Consider the following 24,201-nt stretch of genomic DNA (forward strand, 5'->3'; position numbering starts at 1 on the left):
GCTCGAATTCATCTTCGAGCTTTTTTATTTCGTACTTAACCCGTGAGAACATTATCTTCAGGATATCGAAGAAGTGTTGGTTCTGGACGAGCCAACATATAAGCAAGAGTCAAAGGCCCCAAGCGGCCAATAATCATAACGATAATTAAGATGCATTTGCCTGGCTCAGAGAGATGTTCGGTCAACCCTGCCGTTAGCCCTACGGTTGCAAAAGCGGAGATCGTTTCAAACACCACCTGCACAAACGTAGCTTTTTCTGTCACCATTAACAAAAACATTGCGATAGTCAGCAAAGCGCCACTCACCACAATAATCGCTAACGCTTTAGTGACCGTTGGCCAACTCACACTACGACGAAACATCACTACATCGTGCTTCTGACGCAGAAAAGCCCAAGTAGCCATAAAGGCAACAATGAAGGTTGATACTTTAATACCTCCCCCAGTGGAGGTCGCCCCTGCCCCAATTAACATCAGCAAGAGCATAACCAGCAAGGCCGGTTCGGTGAACGACGCGATATCCACACTGTTAAAGCCCGCGGTGCGAGCACTTGCTGATTGGAAAAATGCGGCTAACCATTGAGCTCCAATAGGAAGGTTGGCCATCGTATTTGGGTTATGATGCTCTAACAACCAAAACATCACCGTACCGAAAAACAATAGCGCAGGAGTCGCCGTTAACATAATTTTGCTATGTAAACGTAAGCGATTCCATCCCCGAAATCCATTTGACCAAATGTCACCAATCACGGTGAAACCTAATCCGCCTAGAATAAATAAAGCGGCAAGAGTAAAAATAACGACAGGGTCATCGACATAACTGGTTAGACTATTAGAAAAAAGAGAAAAACCCGCATTATTAAAGGCTGAAACGGCATGAAATAGGGAATAAAAAAGCCCCTCTTTCCAGCCCATTTCAGGCACCCAACGATAGGCGAGAAAAGCCATGCCAATCAACTCACTGATATGCGAGAAGATAATAATCTTCTTAACTAGAGAACGTAAATTTACCCCCCCTTCTTGTCCTAATGCCTCTTTCGCTAAGGACTGCTGTTTCAAACTCAGACGAACGCCAAAAAGATAAAGTAATACGGCTGATAATGTCATCTGCCCCAAGCCGCCAATTTGCATCAGCAACAATAACAGTACTTGACCAGCCCGCGTAAAGTGAGTTCCGGTATCCACCACACCTAGACCAGTAACACTGATGGCAGAAGTTGCGGTAAACAGAGCATCTAGAAATCCTAGTCCTTGAATAGAAAATACCGGCAACATGAGAAGTAATGCAGCTGGGATAAGAACCGCCAGAAAACTCAAAAATATAATGCGTGGTTCGTTAGCCTTTTTCGATTTCTTATTATTTTTAAAAGAATAGAAATGGCCGCCGTATGACTTCGGCATCATAGCGCTTTTAACCTTTTAGTCAGCTCTTTTTGTGGCCCTACAACGATCAATAAATCACCAATTTCCAATTGAATATCAGATGCCGGTGTCGGGGTAATTTGAGCACCGCGCTTAAAGCCCAAAATCATAATTTCTTTGTCTTGACTAAATGGCAGTTGACCAATTTGTGATCCCATCCAACGGGAGCCAATAACGATTTCTGTCATGGCTAAACCACTACCCAATTCTTGAAACTCCAGTACTCTTTTATCGAGCATCTTTCTCGCGACTCTGGCACCCATATCACGTTCAGGCATAATGATATGGTCGGCTCCAATCTTCTGCAAAATTCTAATGTGCGCTTTGTCGTTAGCTTTAACCCACACAGATTTGGCCCCTGAATCTTTAATTACCAGAGTAGCTAACATAGAAGCATTGACGTTTTCGCCAATCGATACCATCACCATGTCATATTCGTTAAGCTTAAGCTCTTTCACCGTTTCTTCATGAGTACAATTCGCTACAATCGCTTGCGTAGCAATATTGGCAGCCATTTTTACCAACTCTTCATCTACATCAACAGCTAGCACTTGAGCACCTGAATCGACTAACTCTTGACAGACTGCTAAACCAAATCTTCCCAGACCAACAACTGCAAATTGCTTATCCTCAAAATTCATAATTCGCCTTATATTTGTTATTTTAACCGCAGTATTTATGCCTAAATTGCCAGCACATGGCAATACTGTATGACATTCAAATTTCAATATCCCCAAAAGGCGAGTGCAATTCGCTACTCGGCAGCCAGATGGATTGTCTACTCAATAAAGATTAGTGCCTTGCCTAAGAACAAATTCATTCACACAGAAAGAGCACCTTGAGGATACATGAGTATAAATTCTTACTCCCCGTATGTAGAGAACTCCCCCATTTTCTGATAGGTTTGAATGCGTTATTTTGTGGAGCCTAATTAAGCAGTATGAACGAATTATTACAAATATTACAAAAGTCAGACTATTTAAAAAACTTGGACAATAGCGTCCTTTTCATCACGTTGGCGAGCTTAATTACTTGGGGCGTTTGGCGCTTTGTATATAGTCGTTTACTCAACCTATCAGAACGAACAGCATTCCACTGGGATGATTTACTTCTACACGCATTAAAAACCCCTATCAGTACGCTCATTTGGTGTTGGCCGGCGACAATTTCACTTGGTCTAATTTTGGAAGACCAAATAAAAGCAGAATTCAATTGGCTAACAACTTTAAAGCACTTAATGCTAATTACGATCTTCGTCTGGATTTTCATCCGACTGATTAATGAAGTCGAACAGCAGTTTCTTAGGGATAAAAAACGGGATGAAACCACAGTGCAGGCGATTGCGAAAGTCGCCCGCTTATGTTTCGTGGTGATCGGACTGCTCTCGTTTATGCAGGCTTTTGGGCTGAGTTTATCTGGGTTATTAACTTTTGGTGGTGTCGGCGGTTTAATTGTCGGTCTTGCGGCTAAAGACTTACTATCGAACTTTTTTGGCGGCATGATGATTTACTTTGATCGCCCATTTAAAGTTGGCGAGTGGATTCGATCACCAGATCGCGAAATAGAAGGGACCGTCGAAAGAATTGGCGGGCGCATGACCATCATCCGTACATTCGACAAACGTCCTCTTTATATACCTAACTCAGTATTCAGTAATATCGTGGTTGAAAATCCATCGCGTATGCTCAATCGTCGTATTTATGAAACTATTGGTTTGCGTTATCAAGACAGCGATAAAATTCCTAATATCATCGATCAAATTAAGTTGATGCTAGAAAATCACCCCGAGATCGATGCACATCAAACGATGATTGTTAACTTCAGCTCGTTTGGTCCATCGTCGTTGGATTTCTTTATCTACACATTTACCAAAACAGTGAACTGGATTCGCTATCACGAAATCAAACAAGACGTACTATTACAAGTGATCAATATCATCAAAGAAAACGATGCTGATATTGCTTTTCCGACTCGTACGCTATTTGTTGAGCCTAACTCGCAAGCAGATATAGCTAATCAACCACCAGAACAACAGCAATAATAAAAATAGCCCTTCACAGATGAAGGGCTATTTTTTGCTTGGCAGCGTTAAGGAATAACGTCGTTACTCAGCCATTTCTAGGGCTGTATTTATGTAAACTTCGCGCAATTTAAGTGCGACTTCACCAGGTTTACCATTTCCGATTGGCTTGTCATCAATAGCGACAACCGGCCATACAAACGTCGTCGCTGAGCTAATAAACGCTTCTTTTGCTGCATAGGCTTCTTCAATGGTGAAGTGGCGTTCTTCAATTTTGAAATCAAAATCATCCGCCAATTTCATCAAAGATGCACGTGTTATACCATGCAAAATATCATTGCTAAGTGGCCTTGTAACAATCGTATTGTCATCGGTCACAATATACGCGTTACTTGAACCACCTTCGGTCACTAAGCCATTTTCAATCAACCAAACATCATCAGCATTGGCTGCATGTGCCATATGTTTAGCTAAACACGCAGGTAGCAACTGAGTTGTTTTAATATCGCGACGACGCCAGCGAATATCATCAATAGAGATAACGCGGATACCTGTGTCTTTCTTCGGACTGTCGATCAACGAACGAGACTGAGTAAACAAGACTAACGTTGGCTTAATGTCTTCGCTGTAAGAGAAATCACGATCGCCTTCATCTCCACGAGTTAACTGAAGATAAATCCCCCCTTCAACAAGGTTGTTTTTCTCTATTAACGCTTTTTGAATACCGGTTAGTTCTTCGCCAGTAACAGGAAGCTTAAGACCTAATTCTTTGCAAGAGCGTTCCAAACGAGCTAAGTGGCCAGCATTGTCAATCAATTTGCCGTTTAGTACCGCAGTCACTTCATAGACTGCATCAGCAAACAAAAAGCCACGGTCAAAAATCGAGATGTGGGCTTTAGATTCGGCAACATATTCGCCGTTTAAATAAACTGTACGTTCCATCGTTTTCCCCTTAGCCCCACAACACGGTTGTAAAAGGCTTCATTGTGTTCTGTTCAAATTCAAACCCGTTATCGATGTCTTCACTCAATAATAAGGGTCCATCAAGGTCAACAACCTCTGCGCCTTGTGCCACGACAAACGCTGGCGCCATGCTTAATGAGGAAGACAGCATGCATCCCACCATCACTTCAAGACCCGCATCGAGTGCCGCCTGTTTCAAGGCAAGAGCTTCAGTCAACCCACCCGTTTTGTCGGTTTTAATATTGATCATATCGTAGCGACCAATCACTTTCGCCAAGCTAGCTCGGTCATGACATGATTCATCAGCACAAATAGGAATAGGTCGCTCTAACTCATCAAGCACGGCATCTTGATCCGCATGGAAAGGCTGTTCAATCATTGCCACATCCAATTTAATCAATTCAGGTATCAAGGCTTGATACACATCAGGTGTCCATGCTTCATTAGCATCTAATACAATCTTGGCATTAGGTGCACCACGACGTACCGCTTTGACTCTATCCAGATCTTCTGGGCCACCTAATTTCAGTTTCAACAGTGGACGAAAAGCGTTATCTACTGCGGCTTGCTCCATTTTTTCAGGCGTATCAAGCGATAAAGTAAAGGCCGTAATCAAAGCTTCAGGAGTGACATCAACACGTTGCCAAATAGTCTGGCCCGCTAACTTACATTCCAGATCCCACATCGCACAATCAACAGCATTTCGTGCAGCACCTGAATGCAATGCCTGTTGCAATTCTTCGCGGGTCATCCCTGCTTCCAGAGCAGGCACAACCCCTTGAATTTCAGCCATGACGCTTTCGCGCGACTCATCATAACGAGCATATGGAACACATTCTCCCCGTCCGATAACACCATCTTGTTCCAAGGTTACAATGATGGTTTCCGCTTGAGTTTTAGAACCGCGAGAGATCGTAAAACTACCACGTATTGGCCAGGTTTCAGTATCAACAGAGACCTTCATTACAGCTCCAATAAACGATCAACGATGCGAGCAACACCTTGGCGGAATGGGTCTACCACTGGTAGGCCAAGTTCAGATTCTACTTTATCCATGTAAGCAAGCGCTTCTTTCTCATCTAAAGCAGACGTGTTAACAGAAACACCAACGAATTGAACTTTTGGATTGGTTAAGCTTGCCGTTGCTAGATTACGTTCCATGCATTCTTTCAAACCAGGTAATGCATAACCTGGAAGGCCACGCATGTGTTTACGAGTAGGTTCGTGACATAGAACAAGTGCATCAGGTTGAGAACCGTGAATAAGACCAGTCGTTACACCGGCAAATGATGCATGGAATAGAGAGCCTTGGCCTTCAATCACATCCCAGTGGCCATCACTGTTTTCAGGTGAAATTGTTTCAATTGCCCCAGAGATAAAATCGGCAACGACAGCATCAGCACTAACACCAGCGCCAGAAATTAGAATACCCGTTTGACCTGTTGCTCTAAAATCAGCATCAACACTACGTTCTTTAAGTTCTTTTTCAATAGCAAGCGAGGTGTACATTTTGCCTACTGAGCAGTCTGTACCTACTGTGAGTACGCGTTTACCTGCACGTTTTTTACCACTTGCTACAGGGTAGGTTTGAGTTGGGAAGCGAACATCAAATAGCTTACAGCCATGTTTTTCCGCTGCCGCGACAAGCTCAGGGATATCGTTTAGTCGATTATGCAGGCCAGCAGCAATGTCCATACCTGATTCAATTGCTTCAACCAAAACACTGACCCACTCTTTAGAGATAATACCACCGCGGTTGGCAACGCCAATAACCAATGTTTTTGCGCCAGCTTTTGCCGCTTCGGCGATAGTCACATCGTCCAAGCCAATATCGGCGTGACAGTTTTCTAAACGAAATTGACCAAGGCATGCCTCGGGACGCCAAGTTTTAATACCCTGAGCTACTTTTGCAGCTAGTTGATCTGCAGCGTCGCCAAGAAAAAGCAAATAAGGTTGTTTAAGTTCCATCTTTTTATCTCCGCAAAGAAATTACTGGTGATTAATGTTGTTAATCTCGATTACATACAGTGCAAAATACATGACAATTAAAATGTGCAAATAGCATTAATTAATAGCCAAAAAAGCAATTTAATGCATATATAATCTTTATTTGCATTATTAACTGCATAAATATTCACTTAAATCCTAAACAATAGAAAGGTGTTTTATTCTGAATATTAGATATTTTATAGATTATTAAAAAAGAACAGTGTTAAAAATTTAGAATTAATGGTTGATATCCATTTTTTAGCCAATTTATATAATTTTGTAACGAAAGCACTTAAATAGTTAAATACGCCATTTCTCCAACACCTTTATTATNATTAAAACTTAGACATTAATCACATTTATTAAATAACCCAACATATTTAACGATTATAGTGATATTCTAATTTCGCACCAAAAATGACATTTTATGCAAAATTAATCACCAATATGGTGCATTTATGCAAGTTTAATTACCAAACTGACTAAGAGCATCATTAACACGAAAAGTAACATGAATCATTATTAAGTAATTTATAACCAAACAAAATAACAGTTTAAAACACTGCAATAATAAGTTTATATGGAATTTTATAAAAATCATTTCACCGTTATTATGTCTCTCTAATAGAATATCTCGCACCACAGTTGCATAAAGAGCAGTATTAGATAGCTCAACTATATATACAGATACAGACCACATCCTTTTGGTCTATAAATTGCAGTTTCTAAGGAGCAGAAATGCAAATCTCATCGTTAACCATGCAGAATACAGTCCAACAGTTCCAACATGTTCAAGTGAGCCGTTCACTATGTGTTGGCAACATTCTGCAACGGCTTACTTCTAAACGATGAATACAATAACTCCTAAAGAGGGACAGGGATGGAAACGATAACAGCGTTCGTAGGAACGATTGATGGAATAGTTTGGGGCGTGCCTATGCTCGTCATGATTCTGGGTGTAGGTATTTATCTCAATTTCGGCTTAAAATTCATGCCGATATTTAATATTGGGCGAGCGTTCAAATTAATGTGGGGTGGTCGTACAAAATCCGCTAACGGTAAAGGTGAAATTCCCCCGTTCCAAGCATTAATGACCGCAATGTCAGCAACCGTAGGGACAGGCAACATCGCAGGGGTTGCAACAGCTGTCTTTATTGGCGGTCCTGGTGCTCTATTTTGGATGTGGATGACAGCCCTTCTCGGCATGGCGACCAAATTTTCTGAAGCCGTTCTAGCTGTGCATTTTCGAGAAAAAGATAAAAATGGTTCATACGTTGGCGGGCCGATGTATTACATCAAAAACGGCATGGGCGAAAAATGGAAGTGGCTCGGAACGCTATTTGCCATTTTTGGCACCGTCGCGTGCTTTGGCATTGGTAATGGCGTACAAATAAACTCCATCGCTCAAGTTCTAAATACCAATTTTGACGCCTCACCACTGATTGTTGGCATCGTTGTTATGATTTTAGCTGGCGCCGTATTATTAGGTGGCATTAAACGCATTGGAGCTTTCGCAGGTGCTTTAGTACCATTTATGGCTGTCGCTTATGTCACCGGTGGTATTGTTATCTTGTTATCACATGTTGATATGATCTTACCCGCTATTGGCACCGTGATCAGTGAAGCGTTTACTCCTAGTTCAGCTCAAGGCGGTTTTGCCGGCGCAACCGTTTGGATGGCTATTCGCTATGGGGTTGCACGGGGCGTATTTTCAAATGAGGCAGGCTTAGGCTCTGCACCAATAGCACATGCTAGCGCACACACTGACGACCCAGTCCGTCAAGGCCTTATTGCAATGCTTGGCACCTTTATTGACACAATTTTGATTTGTTCAATCACTGGCTTGGTTATCATTATTTCAGGTCAATGGACTTCTGGTGAATCAGGAGCAGCATTAACCTCTGCAGCATTCAATCAAATTTTACCTGGCATTGGCGGATATCTCGTCGCAATTGCTCTCGCTATTTTTGCCTTTACCACTATTGTCGGTTGGTCTGTTTATGGCGAACGTTGCGCCACTTATTTATTTGGTCACAAAGCGATTTTGCCATTCCGTATTATCTTCGTTTTGGCTCTGCCTGTTGGCGCCACCATGTCTCTCGATTTCGTTTGGTTACTTGGAGACACTCTGAACGCCATGATGGCCATTCCGAACTTAATTGCTTTGGCTGTTTTAAGCCCCGTCGTGATTAAGCTAACCAGAGGTTACTTTACTGCTGATAGAGACGAGAAAGCTGAAGAGCCACTGTCAACGAATAACTAGAAAATTAGCATATACCCAAGGATCCTTCCCTATCAGGTTGGTAGGGAAGTCATCGAGAAGAATCAGGAAAGATTATGATTACAGCACAAGCCATCATTGATTTAGGCGCTCTACAACACAATTATGCCAACCTAAAAGGTCGGTTAGACAACCAGAAATTGGTTGCTGTTGTAAAAGGTGATGCCTATGGACATAACGCCATAGAAGTTGCCAAAGCACTTCCTCAAGCAGATATGTTCGCCGTATCTCGTATCGAAGAAGCCGTAGAGCTGCGCAATGCTGGTATTCCACAGCCAATTTTGCTTTTAGAAGGATGTTTCTGCAAAGAAGATCTTGAAACTGCGGCAGAATTGGAGTTACATACTGCCATCCATTGTCAGGAAACACTCCGCGATCTTGAGAGTGCCGAACTTTCCAAGCCTATTTCTGTCTGGCTAAAAGTAGATACGGGCATGCACCGTATTGGCGTACAACCTCACGAAGTTTCAGACTACGTAAGCAAAATCGAACGAACCGGTAAAATTGCTGGTCATGTTGGCTTTATGAGTCACTTTAGCTGTGCTGATGATCTCAACTCACCTGCAACAAAACAGCAAATAGAACTGTTCAAAAAAGCCACAAAGCAGTATGCTGGTCCGAAAACATTAGCAAACTCAGCTGGAATACTCCTCTGGCAAGACGCATATTTTCAGGTTTGCCGCGGCGGTATCGCCATTTATGGCGTCTCTCCATGTGAAGGAGAAACAGGCGCAAAATACGGCTTAAAACCTGTAATGAGCCTGAAGTCTAAGTTGATAGCGGTTCGCCATCATCAAGCGAATCAACCCGTTGGTTATAGCCAAACTTGGACTTCACCTCGTGATACCATCATGGGTGTTATCGCGATGGGCTATGGTGACGGGTTCCCCCGCACCGCACCACAGGGAACACCTGTGTATATAAATGGACGCAAAGTTCCTATATCAGGACGTGTATCCATGGATATGATAACCGTTGACTTAGGTCCTAACTCTCAGGACAAAGTGGGAGATGACGTAGAATTTTGGGGTAATAATCTACCGGTTGAGGAAGTCGCAGCACATATTGGTACCATCCCATATGAGCTGATGATTAAGTTAACCAAACGTGTAGATAAGCGTTTTATTAAGTAATACCAATCATAATCATTCGACATTCAAATGATTATGATGGGCATTACCCTCAGAATTCTCAGGGAAAAGCTTCAGCCCTTTTCCCTGCTCTTATGTCAAGTAGTTCCGTCATATGAACGCCACTCTCAAAAAGAATGTCTGTACGAATAGTTCGTACAAGTACAAACTTTGCCTCTGAATCCGACCTATCTTCGTTAAGTAAGTTGTGAATCGGCTTACGAGTCTAAAGTGACATGCTTTCTGCTCGCTGAATCACAGAAAATTCTGTACGAAAATGGAGAGATCACAGATGATACTATCTAACCCCATTGAACAGCATAACTTGCAGTCTTTGTTCGAATCACTACTTGTTGATGCTGACATAAAAATCAATGGCTCTCGCCCTTGGGATGTAAAAGTTCTCGATGATCGCTTTTATTCCCTAGTATTTAGTCAAGGCTCACTTGGCTTAGGCGAAAGTTATATGGATGGTATGTGGGAATGCGAACAAATCGATGAAATGATTAATCGCGTGTTACGCCACGACCTAGAAGCCCACCTCGACAACAAAGCGAAATTTAAAATCGGTTTGAACGTCGCAGGGAGCAAATTGAAAGATCTGGTAAATCCTCAAAGTATTTCTCGAGCTAAACATGACGTATCATCACATTACGATTTGGGTAATGATCTGTTTAAATTAATGCTCGATAAGCGAATGACCTATACCTGTGGGTATTGGAACCACGCAGAAAACCTCGATGAAGCACAAGAAGCTAAACTTGACCTCATTTGCCGTAAAGCCGGCCTAAAACCAGGTATGCGTGTTCTTGATATCGGCTGCGGTTGGGGCAGTTTTATGAACTATGCTGCAGAAAAGTATGGCGTCATTTGTGATGGCTTAACTTTATCGCACGAGCAAGCCGAATTAGGCCAGCAAATTGCCGACGAAAAAGGCTTAGCGGTGAACTTTCTTCTCCAAGATTACCGTGAATACCATCCAAAAGAAAAATACGATCGAATTGTCTCTGTCGGGATGATCGAACACGTGGGTCCAAGTAACTATGACGAATACTTTACCTGTGCCAAACGCGTGATGAAAGACGATGGTATTTTTGTTTTACATACCATTGGTGGTAAAGAATCTTCTGATAAAACTGACCCTTGGATTGATAAGTATATTTTCCCTAACGGCGTATGCCCTTCCTTCGCTCAATTAGCACAAGCCGTCGAAAATAAGTTTGTTGTTGAAGATGTACATAACATTGGTGAAAGCTACGACAAAACACTGGTGGCTTGGTGCGAAAACTTTGAGAAAGGCTGGCCCCAACTTGCTGAAAAATATGGTGAACGCTTCAAGAGAATGTGGCGTTACTATTTATTAAGCTGCGCGGGTGCGTTTCGCTCTAGAAACATCAATGTTTGGCAGTTTGTTCTGACACACGAATGTTTAAGCCAACCCCACTACATTCGTCAATCATAATGTTTACCTGTATCTAAAACGCAAAGAGGCCAGTAAATGGCCTCTTTTTAGTAGTATACCCAAGTAACCTCAAGATGGATTATTCGTCCAAAGCCCATTCATCATCCACTTCATTTCGGTTACGTGGATCCGGTTGATGTTCCGCAATCCAATACAAACCAATCATCATTAAGCAAAAGACGAAACACAAACCATACAAGGCTTGAGCACTTCCCAGATGAATCAAAAACCCTCCGACAAGCGGTGCGGCCGCAAATCCGAGTGAATATAAAGCCGCTGCGCCAAAGTAGGAACCACGTAAATGTGCTGGCGCTAATCTATCAATTTGTACACTTAATGTTGGGAAGGTAATGACTTCACCCAGCGCCAAAATAAAGGCTGACAAATACCACCCCATCGGCCACTCAGCAGACGAAAATAGAAATCCTATTTGAGATACTGCCACCAGAACCATGCCTAATCGAGTGCGAGCAAAAAGTGGGACACGCTCCATTAATTTCAGTAATGGAAACTGAAAGACAATAACGGTAATGGTATTAACCATCACCAAGCCCGCCACCAACTTGGCTGCATCAGGAAGGCCAGAACGTACGATGACCTGTTGCAGTGAACTGTCGACCTGCCCATAGACAAACATCAAAAAAAAGTTCGCCACCATCATCTTCACAAACAGTCCATCACGTGAAATAACGGATAACGTTGCTTTGAAATTAGGAAGCTGTTCATCAATAAACGCACTTGAATGACGTTGAGAAGGCAGAGTCAAAAATAACACAGCCCCATATCCCAGATACGTGATGCTGGTCAGTAAAAACAAGCCCTGCGGATGCGATAGAGCAGCAGTAATGCCAATTAATGGGCCAATCGCTCCGCCAGCGTTTATCAAGAAATATCTGAGATTTAACCCGAGTTCACAGTCTTTTTTATTCTCGAGATGGTCACTAATCACCGATTTAGCAGGTGATTCAATCATGGGACGCGCAATCCCAACCCCCACGATTAATAACCCAAACTGCCATAGTTCTGTGGCAATACCAATGCCGCCATAAGACAGCATGGCACATACTGAGCCAGCCACCATTACCCATTTTCGACCAAAGCAGTCCGAAAGGTATCCGATATACAATCCCCATAACGTACCAGTAATGGTACTTGCAGCGAGCATAATACCAATTGTAATTTCACTGGCATGAAAGTCTTGATAGAGAATGACAATTAAAAAAGGCCAAGACATAAAAAAGGTTGTTCGAGTTAGTAGTGTTCCTACTAATACTGCCCATACTGGTTTTGAAAATCGTTGTACCCTATGCCACTTAAATAGTGACTCTGAACCGACTGACATGACTTCTCCGCTAACTGCCCAGTAACCACTTGGGCGTAAAAAACCCAGCAGCGGCACTGCTGGGTATAGATAATATGCTTAGGAATGAGTGATTAAGTAAGCTTATTTTCTCAAAGCATTCAATTTTGCTTGGGCTAAACCAAAGATAGTATCCACTGGATAACTGCCATCTTGAGTCGCCACGCCAGCTTCTTTGCCCGTGAAAATTTCGATCGCTTCAATAACATGATCCACAGCCCAAATGTGAAATTCACCTTTTTCTACGGCTTTGACAATGTCAGCACGCAACATGAGGTTATGCTGGTTCGCACGGGGAATGATCACGCCTTGTTTATCATGGCGACCTTTAATAGTACAGACGTTGAAGAAACCTTCAATTTTTTCATTCACGCCACCAATTGGCTGTGACTCACCAAACTGATTCATAGAGCCAGTGACGGCAATATCCTGACGATTAGGATGTTTGGAGAACGCCGACACTATGGCACAAAACTCAGCCATGGTTGCACTATCACCATCCACACCACCGTAAGACTGTTCAAACGTAATGGTTGTGGTTAATGGAACGCGGGCTGTACGGCCAAATACGGAATTAAGGTAAGCAGATAGAATCATCACCCCTTTCGAGTGCAAACTACCACCGAGATCGACACTGCGTTCAATATCGATAATGTCCCCATCTCCATAAGAGGTCGTTGCCGTAATGCGGTTTGGCGCACCAAACGCATAATCGCTAGTCGCTAATACCGATAGTGCATTGACTTGGCCGACCGCTTCCCCTTCGGTTTGTATCAATGTAGTACCGTTAAGGAAGGTCTCCATCACTTCTTCTTGAATGCGATTTACCCGCAGCTCTTGATTATGCAACGCTTCATCAACATGGCTTTGCCGAATCATATTCGAGTTTGCCTGTTTGGCGACATAGTTCGCTTCTCGCAACAAATTCGCAATGTGCGCCGCATGCAATGAGAGTTTATTCTGGCTCCCCGTAATACGAGAACTGTGTTCAATGATGCGACCAATCGCTTTACGGTCGCAATGCAACAAACTGTTATCGTGCACCATGCTTGAAATTAAACGAGCGTAGTGCAGTTCTGAATCTGAGGTACGTTTCATTTCATCTTCAAAGTCCGCCGTAACACGGAACAGTTCACCGAACTCTGGGTCGTAATGGGTGAGCAGTTCATAGGTACGATAGTCACCAAACAAGATGATTTTAACGTTCAGAGGGATGGGTTCGGGATCTAATGACACGGCGCCTGTTAACGTCACCTCTTTTTCCAATGAGGTGAAACTGAGCTGTCGGGCACGCAACGCACGTTTAAGGCCATCCCACACATAAGGCTGCTCAAGCACTTTCACCGCATCCATCAATAACACACCACCGTTGGCTTTGTGCAAACTGCCGGCTCGTATCAATGAAAAATCGGTAAAGACCGTTCCTTTATATGTTGCTGTTTCAATATAGCCAAATAGCGAGTGGTAGTTTGGGTTCTCTTCTACAACAATAGGGAAATCATCAGAATGACGGCTTACCAATACGTTAACTTTGTAACGACGCGGCATACGCTTATCTAACGACGCGGATGAGAGTTCAGATTGTTCATTACTTTCTTCCAAAAAGATATCGACATTTTCGATGATGTCTTTTTGTAAGTCGCTAAGGTACGTCTTTATTTCCGTATGTTTGCTGTACTCTTTTTTGAGCTCTTTAATAAAATGCCCGATCACACCTTGAGTGACTTCATCATTCAGTTTTTTGTTCTTTTCACTAAAGTCTTCTTCCCATTCGGTCAGTTTACGCACCACATTACGCAATTCGACTTCCAAACCATCAATCGTATCACTGAAGTACAGCTGCTCTTTTTCACTCAAGGCGTTAAAGGTTTCTTCAGTGTGCATTTCCTCACCGTTCATGGCGACAAATTGATAGTCTCCTTGCGGTGTAATCGTCAGGCTCACTCCTTTTTCTTTAGCCAGTTGAGTCACAGCAGCTAATTCGCTTTCTTGTTTTTCAGCTAACTGATTTTTCAGTTTTTCCGAACGGCTATAGTAAATTTCATTATCAAAAGCGAGAGGGATCGCTTTCACTAGGCGTGTTATCAGTTTCTCAATATCTTGACGCAGCTTGGTGCCAACACCACAAGGCAAGCGCAATACTTTCGGAATACGAATGTCATCAAAGTTGGCGACATAACACCAATCATACAACGCTTCACTGTTGTGCTTATTACGATTTAAGTAACGTAAAATCATGGTACGTTTACCTAAACCGTTACGCCCTATCGCATAAATGTTGTAGCCTTTTTCACGGATAGACATGGCAAATTCAACCGCTTTTTGCGCACGTTCTTGGCCAACGATTTCATCGATTGGCGGCAATTCTTTGGTTGATTTACACGGCAGCATTTCTAGGTCAGCGACCTGATAGAGCTGCTCAGCTTGCAGAGCCCGAATAGCCATCGCACCCCCTCCTTATGTTGTTATGATTATTGTTGTAGTCTAATTTTAGGACAAAAGCATCGATTATTTAGTGACTTACCCCCTACGCTTGTTCAAACGGACAATGTTTAACCAATTCGACTCCTTATAACAATAACTATCATTTGCAATTGAGAACTAATTGCATTTAAATAAAGACAGTCTGATTTCGTGGAGTACTGAATATGGATCTACAACAATGCTGGTCGAGCTTCCTTAAAGCTGAACAATTACTGCAAGATGGCCACTGGCCACAAGCTCATTATTTACTTGAGGATATATTACATGACCTGCCTGGCCATATTAACCAAGCAGCAACCGATGATCATACCAAGCCATGTCAGTTTTCATGCTTGATCGCGGGGTTGAGAGATACCACTGTTTATCAATCAGAAATCCTCAACAACATGGGGCAACAACAACGTGCTTTTGAAGCATTAAACCAGTCCTATGCTTTACTGCAATTTCTCTCTATTGAAGATTCAGACTTGATCAGAAGTGTCTCTAAAGTGCTAGAAAAGCACAGTGAAGATCTTTTGCATCACATGGGTGCGTTCTGTCACGCGCAAAGAAACGCGCAATGGCAATTAGAATATGAACAAGTTGAAAAGGCGCATCACCATTTTTCACAATTGAAACGTTTAAATGATTTACAGCCTAATGCGGTTGTAATGAATTAATTAGGAAGTCTTAATGTCACAGACACCACTTTTACAGGTACGTAACTTGTCGGTGAGTTTCACCACCAACGACGGTATTGTTGATGCCGTGCATAATGTTAACTTTGACCTTTATAAAGGCGAAACACTCGCTATTGTGGGCGAATCAGGCAGCGGTAAATCAGTATCCACCAATGCCGTTATGCAGCTTCTTCCCAAAAATGCCATCGTGAACTCTGATGCACAGATTCTGTTTGAAAGCCGTTCACTGCTTAATCAATCAGATTCAGACATGCGCCGCATTCGTGGCAATCGCATCGGCATGATCTTTCAGGAACCCATGACGTCATTGAATCCCTACATGCGTGTGGGAATTCAAGTCGCTGAAGCGGTAATGTGTCATCAATCTATCAGTCGTTCACAGGCTAAACAGCGCGTTATTGAACTATTCGAGCTCGTTCAGTTGCCTAACCCAAATCAAGCTTACACAAAATATCCTCACGAATTTTCTGGCGGTCAGTTACAACGCATTATGATCGCCATGGCCCTGATTAATGAACCTGATATCTTAATCGCTGACGAACCAACAACAGCGCTAGACGTCACCGTTCAAGCAGAAGTGTTAAACCTCATCAAAGATATCCAAAACAAAATGGGTATGGCGATACTATTTATTACCCATGACCTCGGTGTCGTCAAACATGTCGCAGATCGCGTTCTCGTCATGTGTACCGGTGATGTGATTGAAGAAGGTCCAACGGAGACTATTTTCGATAACCCACAAAATGATTACACACGAATGTTGATCAATGCGATCCCGCGTGGCCAAAAAGATCCTATCACCGACAATGCCGAATCGCTTCTAAAAGCGCAAGATATTCGGGTTAAGTTTCTCGTTAAATCGCATTTTATTGCCAGCAAAAACCAATATTTTGAAGCCGTTAAAGGCATCTCGCTTGAACTTAAACAAGGGGAAACGTTAGGTATTGTTGGAGAGTCAGGAAGCGGTAAATCAACATTGGGGCGAGCTCTAATTGGCTTACTCCCCTCAACGGGCTCTATCGAATTCAAAGGGCAAGATTATCGTGCACTTTCTACGAGACAGAAGTTAGATCTGAAGAAAGATATTCAGATGGTCTTCCAAGACCCATATGGTTCTTTATCCCCCCGCATGACAGTAGGGGAAATCATCACCGAGGGGTTAACCGTCCATCGACCAGAAATGACTAAAATGGAGCGGATGCATCGAGCACGCCAAGCGTTAGAAGAAGTTCGTCTAGAAGCAAATGCACTCAACCGTTACCCACATGAATTCTCTGGCGGCCAAAGGCAACGTATCGCCATTGCACGAGCGTTAATCTTAGAGCCTTCATTTATACTACTCGATGAACCAACGTCGGCATTAGATCGCTCAGTACAACTGACGGTGATTGATCTGCTAAAAGATATCCAGAAACGCCGTAATATCGGTTTCTTGTTTATCAGTCACGACTTAAGCGTAGTCAAGGCACTGTCGGATCGCGTACTCGTTATGCAAAAAGGGGGGGTAATGGAAGAAGGCACAGCCAACGACATCTTCCATCGGCCACAAAATGATTACACCAAGAAATTGATTGCCGCATCGTTTGATGTGGATGACGACGCAGCTGCATAAACTTCATTATGTTGTTAGGGAGTCCGCTTTTTTGGCGGACTCTTTTTATTTCCCCCAACATATTTTTACATCGTCGCTGTAAACTCTGCGTTAAGTCTTATTATTGATTTTATAAATACCATACCCAACCAACCTCAATATGCTCGATTAAGAGCATCCTTAACAAGTACACATTAAGCCCGAAAACGGAAGAAATGTGATGCACGTATCTCGACAGAACGGGGGCCTGTATTCTGATACAACAGCCTCCCTAACACATTGATAATATGAATACCAAATGAACACCCGATAAAGAATCTTAACCGCACACTTACTTTGTCAGAAAAACCATCAATAACGTCCAAAAAACGATAAATCCCAAATGTTTTCTATCCTAAGACTTACAGTGCCTGACAGACTCCTAACATTGGCATTGATAGGATAAATACATATTCAAAAAACATTAAGAAAACGATAATGACGACCACGAGGAGACATCGCATGAAAAAGACGATCTTTATCCTAGCCGCTACATTAACAGCAAGCACTGGTGCTTTTGCCGCTACGCACAGCCACTTAAATGTCGGAGAAAAAGTGGTGAACTCTGGCGTTTACCAGTCACGTCAACAAGCCTATCAAGCAGGCTTAGATAAAATTCATGACCTACAACAACTGCCGGGCCGCAAACTCAAAAGCGAACTGACAGTTTATAATCCAGGTATGGTTTACAACAGTATGCGTCTGCGTGATATGGAAGTAACCGTTGAACCATTTAAGAATGAACAAGGTAAAACTCAGTACCGTTCATTAGTTGACGTCAATTACCACTACAAAGTCCATGAAACTAAAAATGGCTAACCTGTAGGGGGTGGCGATAATCCACTGCTACCGCCCCACAGGAATGATATAAACATGGCAAAGGAATGCCATGATACATACCACCCTCTCCAAAAATAGAAACTCTATGCTCTAAACTGCTGAATTAAACGTGACAACTCACCTATATGATTAACGAGATCTTGAGTTCGTACAACGGTATCCGCTGCCGAGGTGGATGTTTTATCCGTCAGCATTTTGATCGAATTTGTATTGGCTGATATTTCTTTCGTAGCAATCGCCTGTTGTTCAACGGCCACAGCGGTTTGCTGACTCTTATCAGTGATGTTGGCTAGTCTATTAGAAATATCACGAATGACACTCCCCGTTTCATCCGCTTTTGCTCGACACAATGAAGACAGCTCTGAACCATTTTCCATACTGTTCGCTGCGCCACTTGCGAGTGACTGTAACTGAATAATCGTTTCTTGTACCTCATGCGTCGACGATGCCGTCTTAGCTGCGAGCTGGCGAACTTCATCTGCAACCACAGCAAAGCCTCTCCCAGATTCTCCCGCTCTCGCAGCCTCAATGGCCGCATTTAATGCCAATAAATTGGTTTGTTCAGAAATGGTGTTAATGACATCCAATACGGTTTCGACACTTTTGGCTTGTTTTGCCAAATCAGAGAGCACTTGTTTAGCTTGCTGTAATGCGTTATCTAAATCAGCGATATGGGCAATGGTATCATCAAGCTTAGTTAAGCCCTCAACCGAGTCCTGCTGGGCGATTTCGGTTAACTGAGAACTTGCAGCCGCATTATCTGCAATGTCTTTTATCGCATAAGTCAATTCTTCAACTGCAGTGGCTACTTTTTCAGTTTCCATTTGCTGAGCATTTAGCCTTTGTTCTGCTCTTTGCATGTTGGCTAGTTCAGTATTCGCATCAGCGAGAATTCTTTGTGACGTTTCAGCACTGCGGGCGACCACGGCTCTTAACTCTGCTTTTCTCATCATTAATGCTAATTCTATTGCTGAGAAATCATCGTTATAGCCGGTGTACACTTTCTCCATCAAAATATTGTCGTAGGCTTCTTTAGCAAGTTGATTAATACGTTTTACTCGTGAACGATTGATGCTTCCAACAACGCACGCTAATAGAGAGCATGCGGTCATTGCAGCACCTAAATACCAAGACTCTGACGTCACCGCCGATGCAATCCCAAGAGCAGTCGAGATCGCCAATAGACTTTGCAGTAAAAAAACACCAGAAATTCTACGCTGTTTTGCTGTCGGCCGATCGTTGAGCTTTTTGTACAAAAGTTCCGCACGATGAATTTGCTCTTCCGTTGGCTTAGTGCGAACCGACTGGTATTCAATGGTTTCTCCCTGCTCATTTTTGATCGGCGTAACAAATGCAGAGACCCAATAATGACGGGGTCCTTTACACCGGTTTTTAACAATACCCATCCAGCTATTACCCTGTTTTAGGTAACTCCACATTTGGGCAAATGCCGCTTTAGGCATATCAGGATGGCGAACCACATTATGTGGTTTACCCTGTAATTCTTGCGCGGAATATTCAGCAATATCACAAAATACATCATTCGCATATGTGATATGACTAGCGCAATCTGTCGTGGATATAAAACTGATATTATCCGAATAGCTCTTATTTGTTGTTTTCATAAATAGCCAAAAGCTCAATTAGGAAATCGAAGAGTTCGATGTAAACGCAATTAATATCATGGGACTGAAGTCACATTATTGACACTAATCAAAACCATTTACAACTTTCTTGCAATATAAAGCACACTAGAGCATTAAAACTAATTGCATAATCTGCTTGAAACATAATGAATATCAGTGTAACTATCTTATTAGAAGATCATCATAATGAATTCAGTACACTCGTTAAAAATAAAGCGTTTTAGTCTTTAAAAGAATTGTTTTTCTCTCAATTAGAGAATGGAAATCTGTTCAATTTATTAAAAATACACAAACAATATACTTTTTTATCATCTGATGCTGAAAAACTGGAATGAACATTTAGTGTTAAGTCTCTCAGTTAACACTCTGTTAGTACAAGGTAATCATGACAAAAAGAATAAAGCGACATAAAGAAGCCAATTCAGCAATGCCCACAAAGGAGGATACAAGAGATTCCTTACCCAATTTAGCGCCTTTATTATTAGCCGAAATAGTCAATCAATGCTCATCTGGAATAAGTGTCTGTGATGTTAATGGGAAAATCATTTATGGTAATCAACAATTTAAAACCCGTTACAATCTGTCGCCCGAAAGTTATGTGCAACAATTTTTTATTAACACTTTTAATGACATCTCTATCGACGATATTTTAGATCGAGTTGATACTGAAACTTCGCTACATCTCGTAGAAACAAAAAGCTCAGATCAATCAGATTGGATCATTTTGAGGGTGAGCAAAATTGTTTATAACGATGAGATAATGTTATTGTTTCTGGTTGAGAGTTTAACGTCAACGATCATCAATCATTTAAGAGTCAATATAAAATTAGAAACTATTGTTGATCATTTACCGGTATTGATTGCTCACGTAGATCAACAAGATCGTTACCTTTTTGCCAATCGTACTTATGAAACATTTTTTAATTGTCCGCTAGAAAACGTCATTGGTAACAGTGTAGAAAATTTGATTGGTAGCGATGCTTACGCTGAACGCAAAACGTATATACAGCGCGTAAAGCAAGGTCACAGTGTCATCTTTGATCATACTTTTTTCGTTGATGACGATATTCGTCAACTGCAACTAAAACTCGTACCGGGAGAAAGCGGACAGGAAGATTACTATATCTTTGCACAAGACGTGACAGAATTACGTTCGTTTCAAAAAAAATTAGAGTTTCAAGCTTACCATGACTCCTTAACCGGCCTGACTAACCGAACTTTCTTTATTAAATCGCTCAACGGTATTTTAAGTCGTAACCAGCAAAATACAGGCTTACTGTTCATAGACTTAGATGGATTAAAAATCGCTAACGATAATTATGGTCACGATAGTGGTGATGAACTTCTAAAACGCTTTGCGGACATTCTGAAACACACATTAAGACCACAAGATATTGTGTCACGCTTAGCTGGTGACGAATTCACCATCCTAATAGCGAATTTATCAAATCCTACTCATGATTTAGAAGAGGTATGCCAGCGCATCCAAGGTGCATTGCCAGCAACGATGAATATTGAAGGCTTTGATGAAGAGCGTTGGTTGGCAATCGCAGACAGTGCGATGTATAAGGTAAAACGTCATGGAAAAGGTGGGTATAATATTGAGCCCACATGGGATATTGCAGACCTTAATGAGTCATTCCAGCAAGAATCGATTGAATAGACCCTTTTATAAAGGGTCTATTCCCAGTAACCTCAAGATGCTGCTGTAGCGATCACTTACGTTGAAAGACAATGCACGTTGAAGAATATGACCATTCCTTCCATGATTAAGCTTGACCTTAAGCTAGTTGATTAATCCTACACCTTGAGGTCATTGGGGGGTATATTGAGATTAACGTTACACAGCAAAATGATGGCGGATAAAGGCATTAATTAATGCGATGAAATCTTTCTCTGCCAATTTGGCACACTTGAGCGTTTGTTCATGAGACAGCACAACATCACTTAGACCTTCGGCCATGTTCGTAATGGCACAAACAGCAACAACAGGTAAGCCGCAATGGGCAGCAGAAATCACCTCAGGCACCACCGACATACCGACCACATCACCACCAATCACCTGCATCATTCTAATTTCCGCAGCTGTTTCAAAATTAGGCCCGGTGTAAGAAACAAAGACCCCTTGATTGAGGTGAATGTTCTCATTGTTTGCAACAGATAATATTTCGGTTCGTAACGTCTTATCGTAAGCATTAGCCAAACTAAAGAAACGTGGACCATATGCTTCATCATTCGGCCCCGTCATTGGTGATTCTGGCATCGTATTAATATGATCATTAAATACCACCAGAGAACCAACATCAATGCGGTCAGGACGCAATGAACCTGCAGCATTAGTCACCAACATAAATTCACAGCCTAAACGTTTAAAAGTGCGTACAGGGTTGGTCATTACTTTCATCGTTTGATGTTCGTAATAATGCCCACGTCCTTTCATGCATGCGACTTCAATGCCAAATAGTTTACCTAAAACAAGTTCGCCTGAATGTCCTTCTACAGTACTGACAGGAAAACCTGCAAGATCTTGGTAAGGAATCACTACTTTTTCTTCTAAAGCATCAGCAATCACGCCAAGGCCAGATCCAAGAATAAACCCAGCTTTAGGTTTAAAATCGGGTTTATGCGCGTAAATCGTCTCTAATGCTTTATTAACTGGATCACTCATATAATTACTCTTCCTATATTGGTGTATACCCAAGTCACCTCAAGATGCTGCGTTAGCGAGAATGTATTCGCTCTTTGGGATCTCATCAACAAGCCTGATTCGTCAAGTCATTTGGGTATAACTATCACTCTAACGGATTTACTATATCGGTAAAATCAGTATATTGATGACAATTGTTCCGAAAACGAAAACAAAGAAGTGCGTAAACAATGAATATCGATCATCAAAAAGTGACCTTAAAGATGTTGCGCTACTTCTATCAGGTTTCTAAAACACAAAATTTTAGTCGCGCTGCTGAGCAATTGAACATCACAAAATCTCCATTGAGCACACAAATTAAAGAACTAGAACAATTACTCGGTGTAGAGCTGTTTGTCCGTAATACACGTCATGTTGAATTAACGATCGCTGGAAAACAGCTCGCTAATGAATGCCAAACGATATTTGATGTAGTGAGTCACGCACTTGACCGTGTACAACAACAGCATCGCGACGACAGTCAAACTTTAAATATTGGCTTGATGAGTTCTATATTCTGGGCGGGCTTTGGTGATGCTCTGCACTCACTACAAACTGATTTCCCCGCGGCGCAGTTCAATCTCATCGAGATGTCGCCACACCAGCAGAAACAAGCATTAATTGATGGGAAAATCGAGTTGGGATTAGTTCGCTACGCCGACACCATCAATACGGATTCGTTAATTACCGTTCCATTATTTGCCGAAGAAATGGTGGTTGCCGTTCCTTTTGAGCATGTACTCGCCAAGCAATCGGCGATCAGTTTGGCAACACTCCAAAAAGAGCGGTTTGTGATGTTAAGTAAAGACAATTCAGCCTCAACTCAATGGATAATCGAACATTGTCAACAAGCAGGATTTTATCCTGACATCGTACAACAAGTGATAGAACCGAATACTCTACTCGCTGTCATTTCTACACGAAAAGTTCTTTCTATCGTACCTAAAAGTTATGCGGCGATGGCATGGCCGCATGTACATTTTATCCCGCTGCAAGAGCAAATTCCCGCGGATATTTGTGTTCTTACTTATCAAGCAGAAACCCCACTGATAAATCAGTGTCTACAACATTTAAAACGCTCGTTTACATGAACACCCTGTGACATATCGTATCGCGTATTCAATATGCTGTTATCTATCTCAATTTGATATATTTCGTAGCTATGAGATACACATAGTAAAGGGCAAATGAGAACATTTAGTCCCTAATTTGAGATAATGGCTTATCTGTAGAACCGTTTGCATATATAACTGTTTTATTTTTGAGATTACTTTTTCAACTGATGCAATCATCAGCATATTCTGATTATCTTTACCCGTTTTTACTTACACTTAGTTTACCTTGTGAAAAAATGTGAGTGACATTTATACATTATTAATAAATAATATAGTCACTTAAATCTAGTTTCTTGTTCTTTTGTTTCTGATTGACTCTTTGGTCTATTTGATTCTTATAGGTTTTTACGTGTACAAGTCCGAGCGCCTAAAAGTTTTTTCATCAAACCTACCCTTTTTGGTTAGTGTTAATATTGGAATTTCAACCATATTAGTTGCCAGTGGTATCTACGATAAAGTAAATACAAATAAAATAATTTGGCTACTAACCATCT

At 41.9% G+C, this 24,201-nt stretch carries 18 protein-coding genes; 9 read left to right on the forward strand and 9 right to left on the reverse strand.

The genetic code is table 11. The annotated features are described in order from the left end of the window. Positions 1-35: 35 nt before the first annotated feature. Together F9817_RS01980 and F9817_RS01985 are read right to left on the reverse strand one after the other, a co-directional pair. On the reverse strand, positions 36-1,403 hold the full coding sequence (locus F9817_RS01980; protein WP_161153282.1) for a TrkH family potassium uptake protein: 1,368 nt from the start codon (positions 1,401-1,403) through the stop codon (positions 36-38). Beyond that, the gene (locus F9817_RS01985) at positions 1,400-2,062 is read right to left on the reverse strand and encodes a potassium channel family protein (RefSeq protein WP_161153283.1); all 663 of its coding nucleotides are present in this window, start codon (positions 2,060-2,062) and stop codon (positions 1,400-1,402) included. The genes F9817_RS01980 and F9817_RS01985 overlap by 4 nt, the downstream gene beginning before the upstream one ends. A gap of 299 nt (positions 2,063-2,361) precedes the next feature. Between F9817_RS01985 and F9817_RS01990 the strand changes: the two genes are divergently transcribed. Continuing rightward, the gene (locus F9817_RS01990; protein WP_161153284.1) at positions 2,362-3,462 is read left to right on the forward strand and encodes a mechanosensitive ion channel family protein; all 1,101 of its coding nucleotides are present in this window, start codon (positions 2,362-2,364) and stop codon (positions 3,460-3,462) included. Positions 3,463-3,525: 63 nt separating this feature from the next. On the opposite strand, the gene F9817_RS01995 is transcribed toward F9817_RS01990, so the two are convergent. Genes F9817_RS01995 through dgcN form a run of 3 tightly spaced genes read right to left on the reverse strand, consistent with a single transcriptional unit; the run spans position 3,526 to position 6,372 of the window. Next, positions 3,526-4,383, reverse strand: coding sequence for a D-amino-acid transaminase (locus tag F9817_RS01995; protein WP_161153285.1), 858 nt, complete (start codon positions 4,381-4,383; stop codon positions 3,526-3,528). 10 nt (positions 4,384-4,393) lie between these two features. Further along, complete coding sequence (dgcA, locus tag F9817_RS02000) at positions 4,394-5,368, reverse strand: N-acetyl-D-Glu racemase DgcA (protein ID WP_161153286.1); 975 nt, start codon at positions 5,366-5,368, stop codon at positions 4,394-4,396. After that, a complete protein-coding gene (gene dgcN / locus F9817_RS02005) occupies positions 5,368-6,372 on the reverse strand; it encodes an N-acetyltransferase DgcN (RefSeq protein WP_161153287.1) in 1,005 nt (334 codons plus the stop codon). Before dgcN ends, dgcA begins: the two co-directional genes overlap by 1 nt. A 901-nt stretch (positions 6,373-7,273) precedes the next feature. Between dgcN and F9817_RS02010 the strand changes: the two genes are divergently transcribed. From F9817_RS02010 to cfa, 3 genes are all read left to right on the forward strand, one after another. Next, positions 7,274-8,656: an alanine/glycine:cation symporter family protein gene (locus F9817_RS02010; protein WP_161153288.1), complete on the forward strand. Its 1,383-nt coding sequence runs from the start codon at positions 7,274-7,276 to the stop codon at positions 8,654-8,656. Positions 8,657-8,730: 74 nt separating this feature from the next. Continuing rightward, positions 8,731-9,807, forward strand: a complete 1,077-nt coding sequence (alr, locus tag F9817_RS02015) for an alanine racemase (protein WP_161153289.1) — start codon at positions 8,731-8,733, stop codon at positions 9,805-9,807. Between the two features lie 289 nt (positions 9,808-10,096). Further along, the gene (cfa, locus tag F9817_RS02020) at positions 10,097-11,266 is read left to right on the forward strand and encodes a cyclopropane fatty acyl phospholipid synthase (RefSeq protein ID WP_161153290.1); all 1,170 of its coding nucleotides are present in this window, start codon (positions 10,097-10,099) and stop codon (positions 11,264-11,266) included. 79 nt (positions 11,267-11,345) lie between these two features. On the opposite strand, the gene F9817_RS02025 is transcribed toward cfa, so the two are convergent. Beyond that, a complete protein-coding gene (locus F9817_RS02025) occupies positions 11,346-12,608 on the reverse strand; it encodes an MDR family MFS transporter (RefSeq protein WP_161153291.1) in 1,263 nt (420 codons plus the stop codon). Positions 12,609-12,710: 102 nt separating this feature from the next. Next, positions 12,711-15,071, reverse strand: a complete 2,361-nt coding sequence (locus tag F9817_RS02030; protein ID WP_161153292.1) for a Lon protease family protein — start codon at positions 15,069-15,071, stop codon at positions 12,711-12,713. Positions 15,072-15,274: 203 nt separating this feature from the next. Here F9817_RS02030 and F9817_RS02035 point away from each other — a divergent pair, with 203 nt between their 5' ends. From F9817_RS02035 to F9817_RS02045, 3 genes are all read left to right on the forward strand, one after another. Continuing rightward, positions 15,275-15,769, forward strand: a complete 495-nt coding sequence (locus F9817_RS02035; protein WP_161153293.1) for a hypothetical protein — start codon at positions 15,275-15,277, stop codon at positions 15,767-15,769. Positions 15,770-15,782: 13 nt separating this feature from the next. Next, positions 15,783-17,402: an ABC transporter ATP-binding protein gene (locus tag F9817_RS02040; RefSeq protein WP_161153294.1), complete on the forward strand. Its 1,620-nt coding sequence runs from the start codon at positions 15,783-15,785 to the stop codon at positions 17,400-17,402. Positions 17,403-17,882: 480 nt separating this feature from the next. Further along, the gene (locus tag F9817_RS02045; RefSeq protein WP_161153295.1) at positions 17,883-18,239 is read left to right on the forward strand and encodes a DUF3316 domain-containing protein; all 357 of its coding nucleotides are present in this window, start codon (positions 17,883-17,885) and stop codon (positions 18,237-18,239) included. A gap of 104 nt (positions 18,240-18,343) precedes the next feature. On the opposite strand, the gene F9817_RS02050 is transcribed toward F9817_RS02045, so the two are convergent. Continuing rightward, positions 18,344-19,885, reverse strand: a complete 1,542-nt coding sequence (locus F9817_RS02050; RefSeq protein WP_161153296.1) for a methyl-accepting chemotaxis protein — start codon at positions 19,883-19,885, stop codon at positions 18,344-18,346. A gap of 406 nt (positions 19,886-20,291) precedes the next feature. Between F9817_RS02050 and F9817_RS02055 the strand changes: the two genes are divergently transcribed. Beyond that, positions 20,292-21,569: a diguanylate cyclase domain-containing protein gene (locus F9817_RS02055; RefSeq protein WP_161153297.1), complete on the forward strand. Its 1,278-nt coding sequence runs from the start codon at positions 20,292-20,294 to the stop codon at positions 21,567-21,569. Between the two features lie 177 nt (positions 21,570-21,746). Here the strand turns inward: F9817_RS02055 and xapA are convergent, their stop codons facing one another. After that, positions 21,747-22,574, reverse strand: coding sequence for a xanthosine phosphorylase (gene xapA / locus F9817_RS02060; protein WP_161153298.1), 828 nt, complete (start codon positions 22,572-22,574; stop codon positions 21,747-21,749). 209 nt (positions 22,575-22,783) lie between these two features. On the opposite strand from xapA, the gene F9817_RS02065 reads away from it, so the two are divergent. Then, positions 22,784-23,683, forward strand: coding sequence for a LysR family transcriptional regulator (locus F9817_RS02065; RefSeq protein ID WP_161153299.1), 900 nt, complete (start codon positions 22,784-22,786; stop codon positions 23,681-23,683). Positions 23,684-24,201: the final 518 nt, after the last annotated feature.

Source organism: Vibrio eleionomae (assembly GCF_009874545.1).
GTDB classification, from domain to species: Bacteria; Pseudomonadota; Gammaproteobacteria; order Enterobacterales; family Vibrionaceae; genus Vibrio; species Vibrio nitrifigilis.

Coding starts and splice junctions, on each gene's coding strand:
- alr (WP_161153289.1), top strand. CDS start 8,731: ATGATTACAGCACAAGCCATCATTGATTTAGGCGCTCTACAACACAAT.
- F9817_RS02050 (WP_161153296.1), bottom strand. CDS start 19,885: ATGAAAACAACAAATAAGAGCTATTCGGATAATATCAGTTTTATATCC.
- F9817_RS02055 (WP_161153297.1), top strand. CDS start 20,292: ATGACAAAAAGAATAAAGCGACATAAAGAAGCCAATTCAGCAATGCCC.
- F9817_RS02065 (WP_161153299.1), top strand. CDS start 22,784: ATGAATATCGATCATCAAAAAGTGACCTTAAAGATGTTGCGCTACTTC.
- F9817_RS02025 (WP_161153291.1), bottom strand. CDS start 12,608: ATGTCAGTCGGTTCAGAGTCACTATTTAAGTGGCATAGGGTACAACGA.
- F9817_RS02045 (WP_161153295.1), top strand. CDS start 17,883: ATGAAAAAGACGATCTTTATCCTAGCCGCTACATTAACAGCAAGCACT.
- F9817_RS01980 (WP_161153282.1), bottom strand. CDS start 1,403: ATGATGCCGAAGTCATACGGCGGCCATTTCTATTCTTTTAAAAATAAT.
- F9817_RS02030 (WP_161153292.1), bottom strand. CDS start 15,071: ATGGCTATTCGGGCTCTGCAAGCTGAGCAGCTCTATCAGGTCGCTGAC.
- xapA (WP_161153298.1), bottom strand. CDS start 22,574: ATGAGTGATCCAGTTAATAAAGCATTAGAGACGATTTACGCGCATAAA.
- dgcN (WP_161153287.1), bottom strand. CDS start 6,372: ATGGAACTTAAACAACCTTATTTGCTTTTTCTTGGCGACGCTGCAGAT.
- dgcA (WP_161153286.1), bottom strand. CDS start 5,368: ATGAAGGTCTCTGTTGATACTGAAACCTGGCCAATACGTGGTAGTTTT.
- F9817_RS01995 (WP_161153285.1), bottom strand. CDS start 4,383: ATGGAACGTACAGTTTATTTAAACGGCGAATATGTTGCCGAATCTAAA.
- F9817_RS01985 (WP_161153283.1), bottom strand. CDS start 2,062: ATGAATTTTGAGGATAAGCAATTTGCAGTTGTTGGTCTGGGAAGATTT.
- F9817_RS02040 (WP_161153294.1), top strand. CDS start 15,783: ATGTCACAGACACCACTTTTACAGGTACGTAACTTGTCGGTGAGTTTC.
- F9817_RS02035 (WP_161153293.1), top strand. CDS start 15,275: ATGGATCTACAACAATGCTGGTCGAGCTTCCTTAAAGCTGAACAATTA.
- F9817_RS01990 (WP_161153284.1), top strand. CDS start 2,362: ATGAACGAATTATTACAAATATTACAAAAGTCAGACTATTTAAAAAAC.
- cfa (WP_161153290.1), top strand. CDS start 10,097: ATGATACTATCTAACCCCATTGAACAGCATAACTTGCAGTCTTTGTTC.
- F9817_RS02010 (WP_161153288.1), top strand. CDS start 7,274: ATGGAAACGATAACAGCGTTCGTAGGAACGATTGATGGAATAGTTTGG.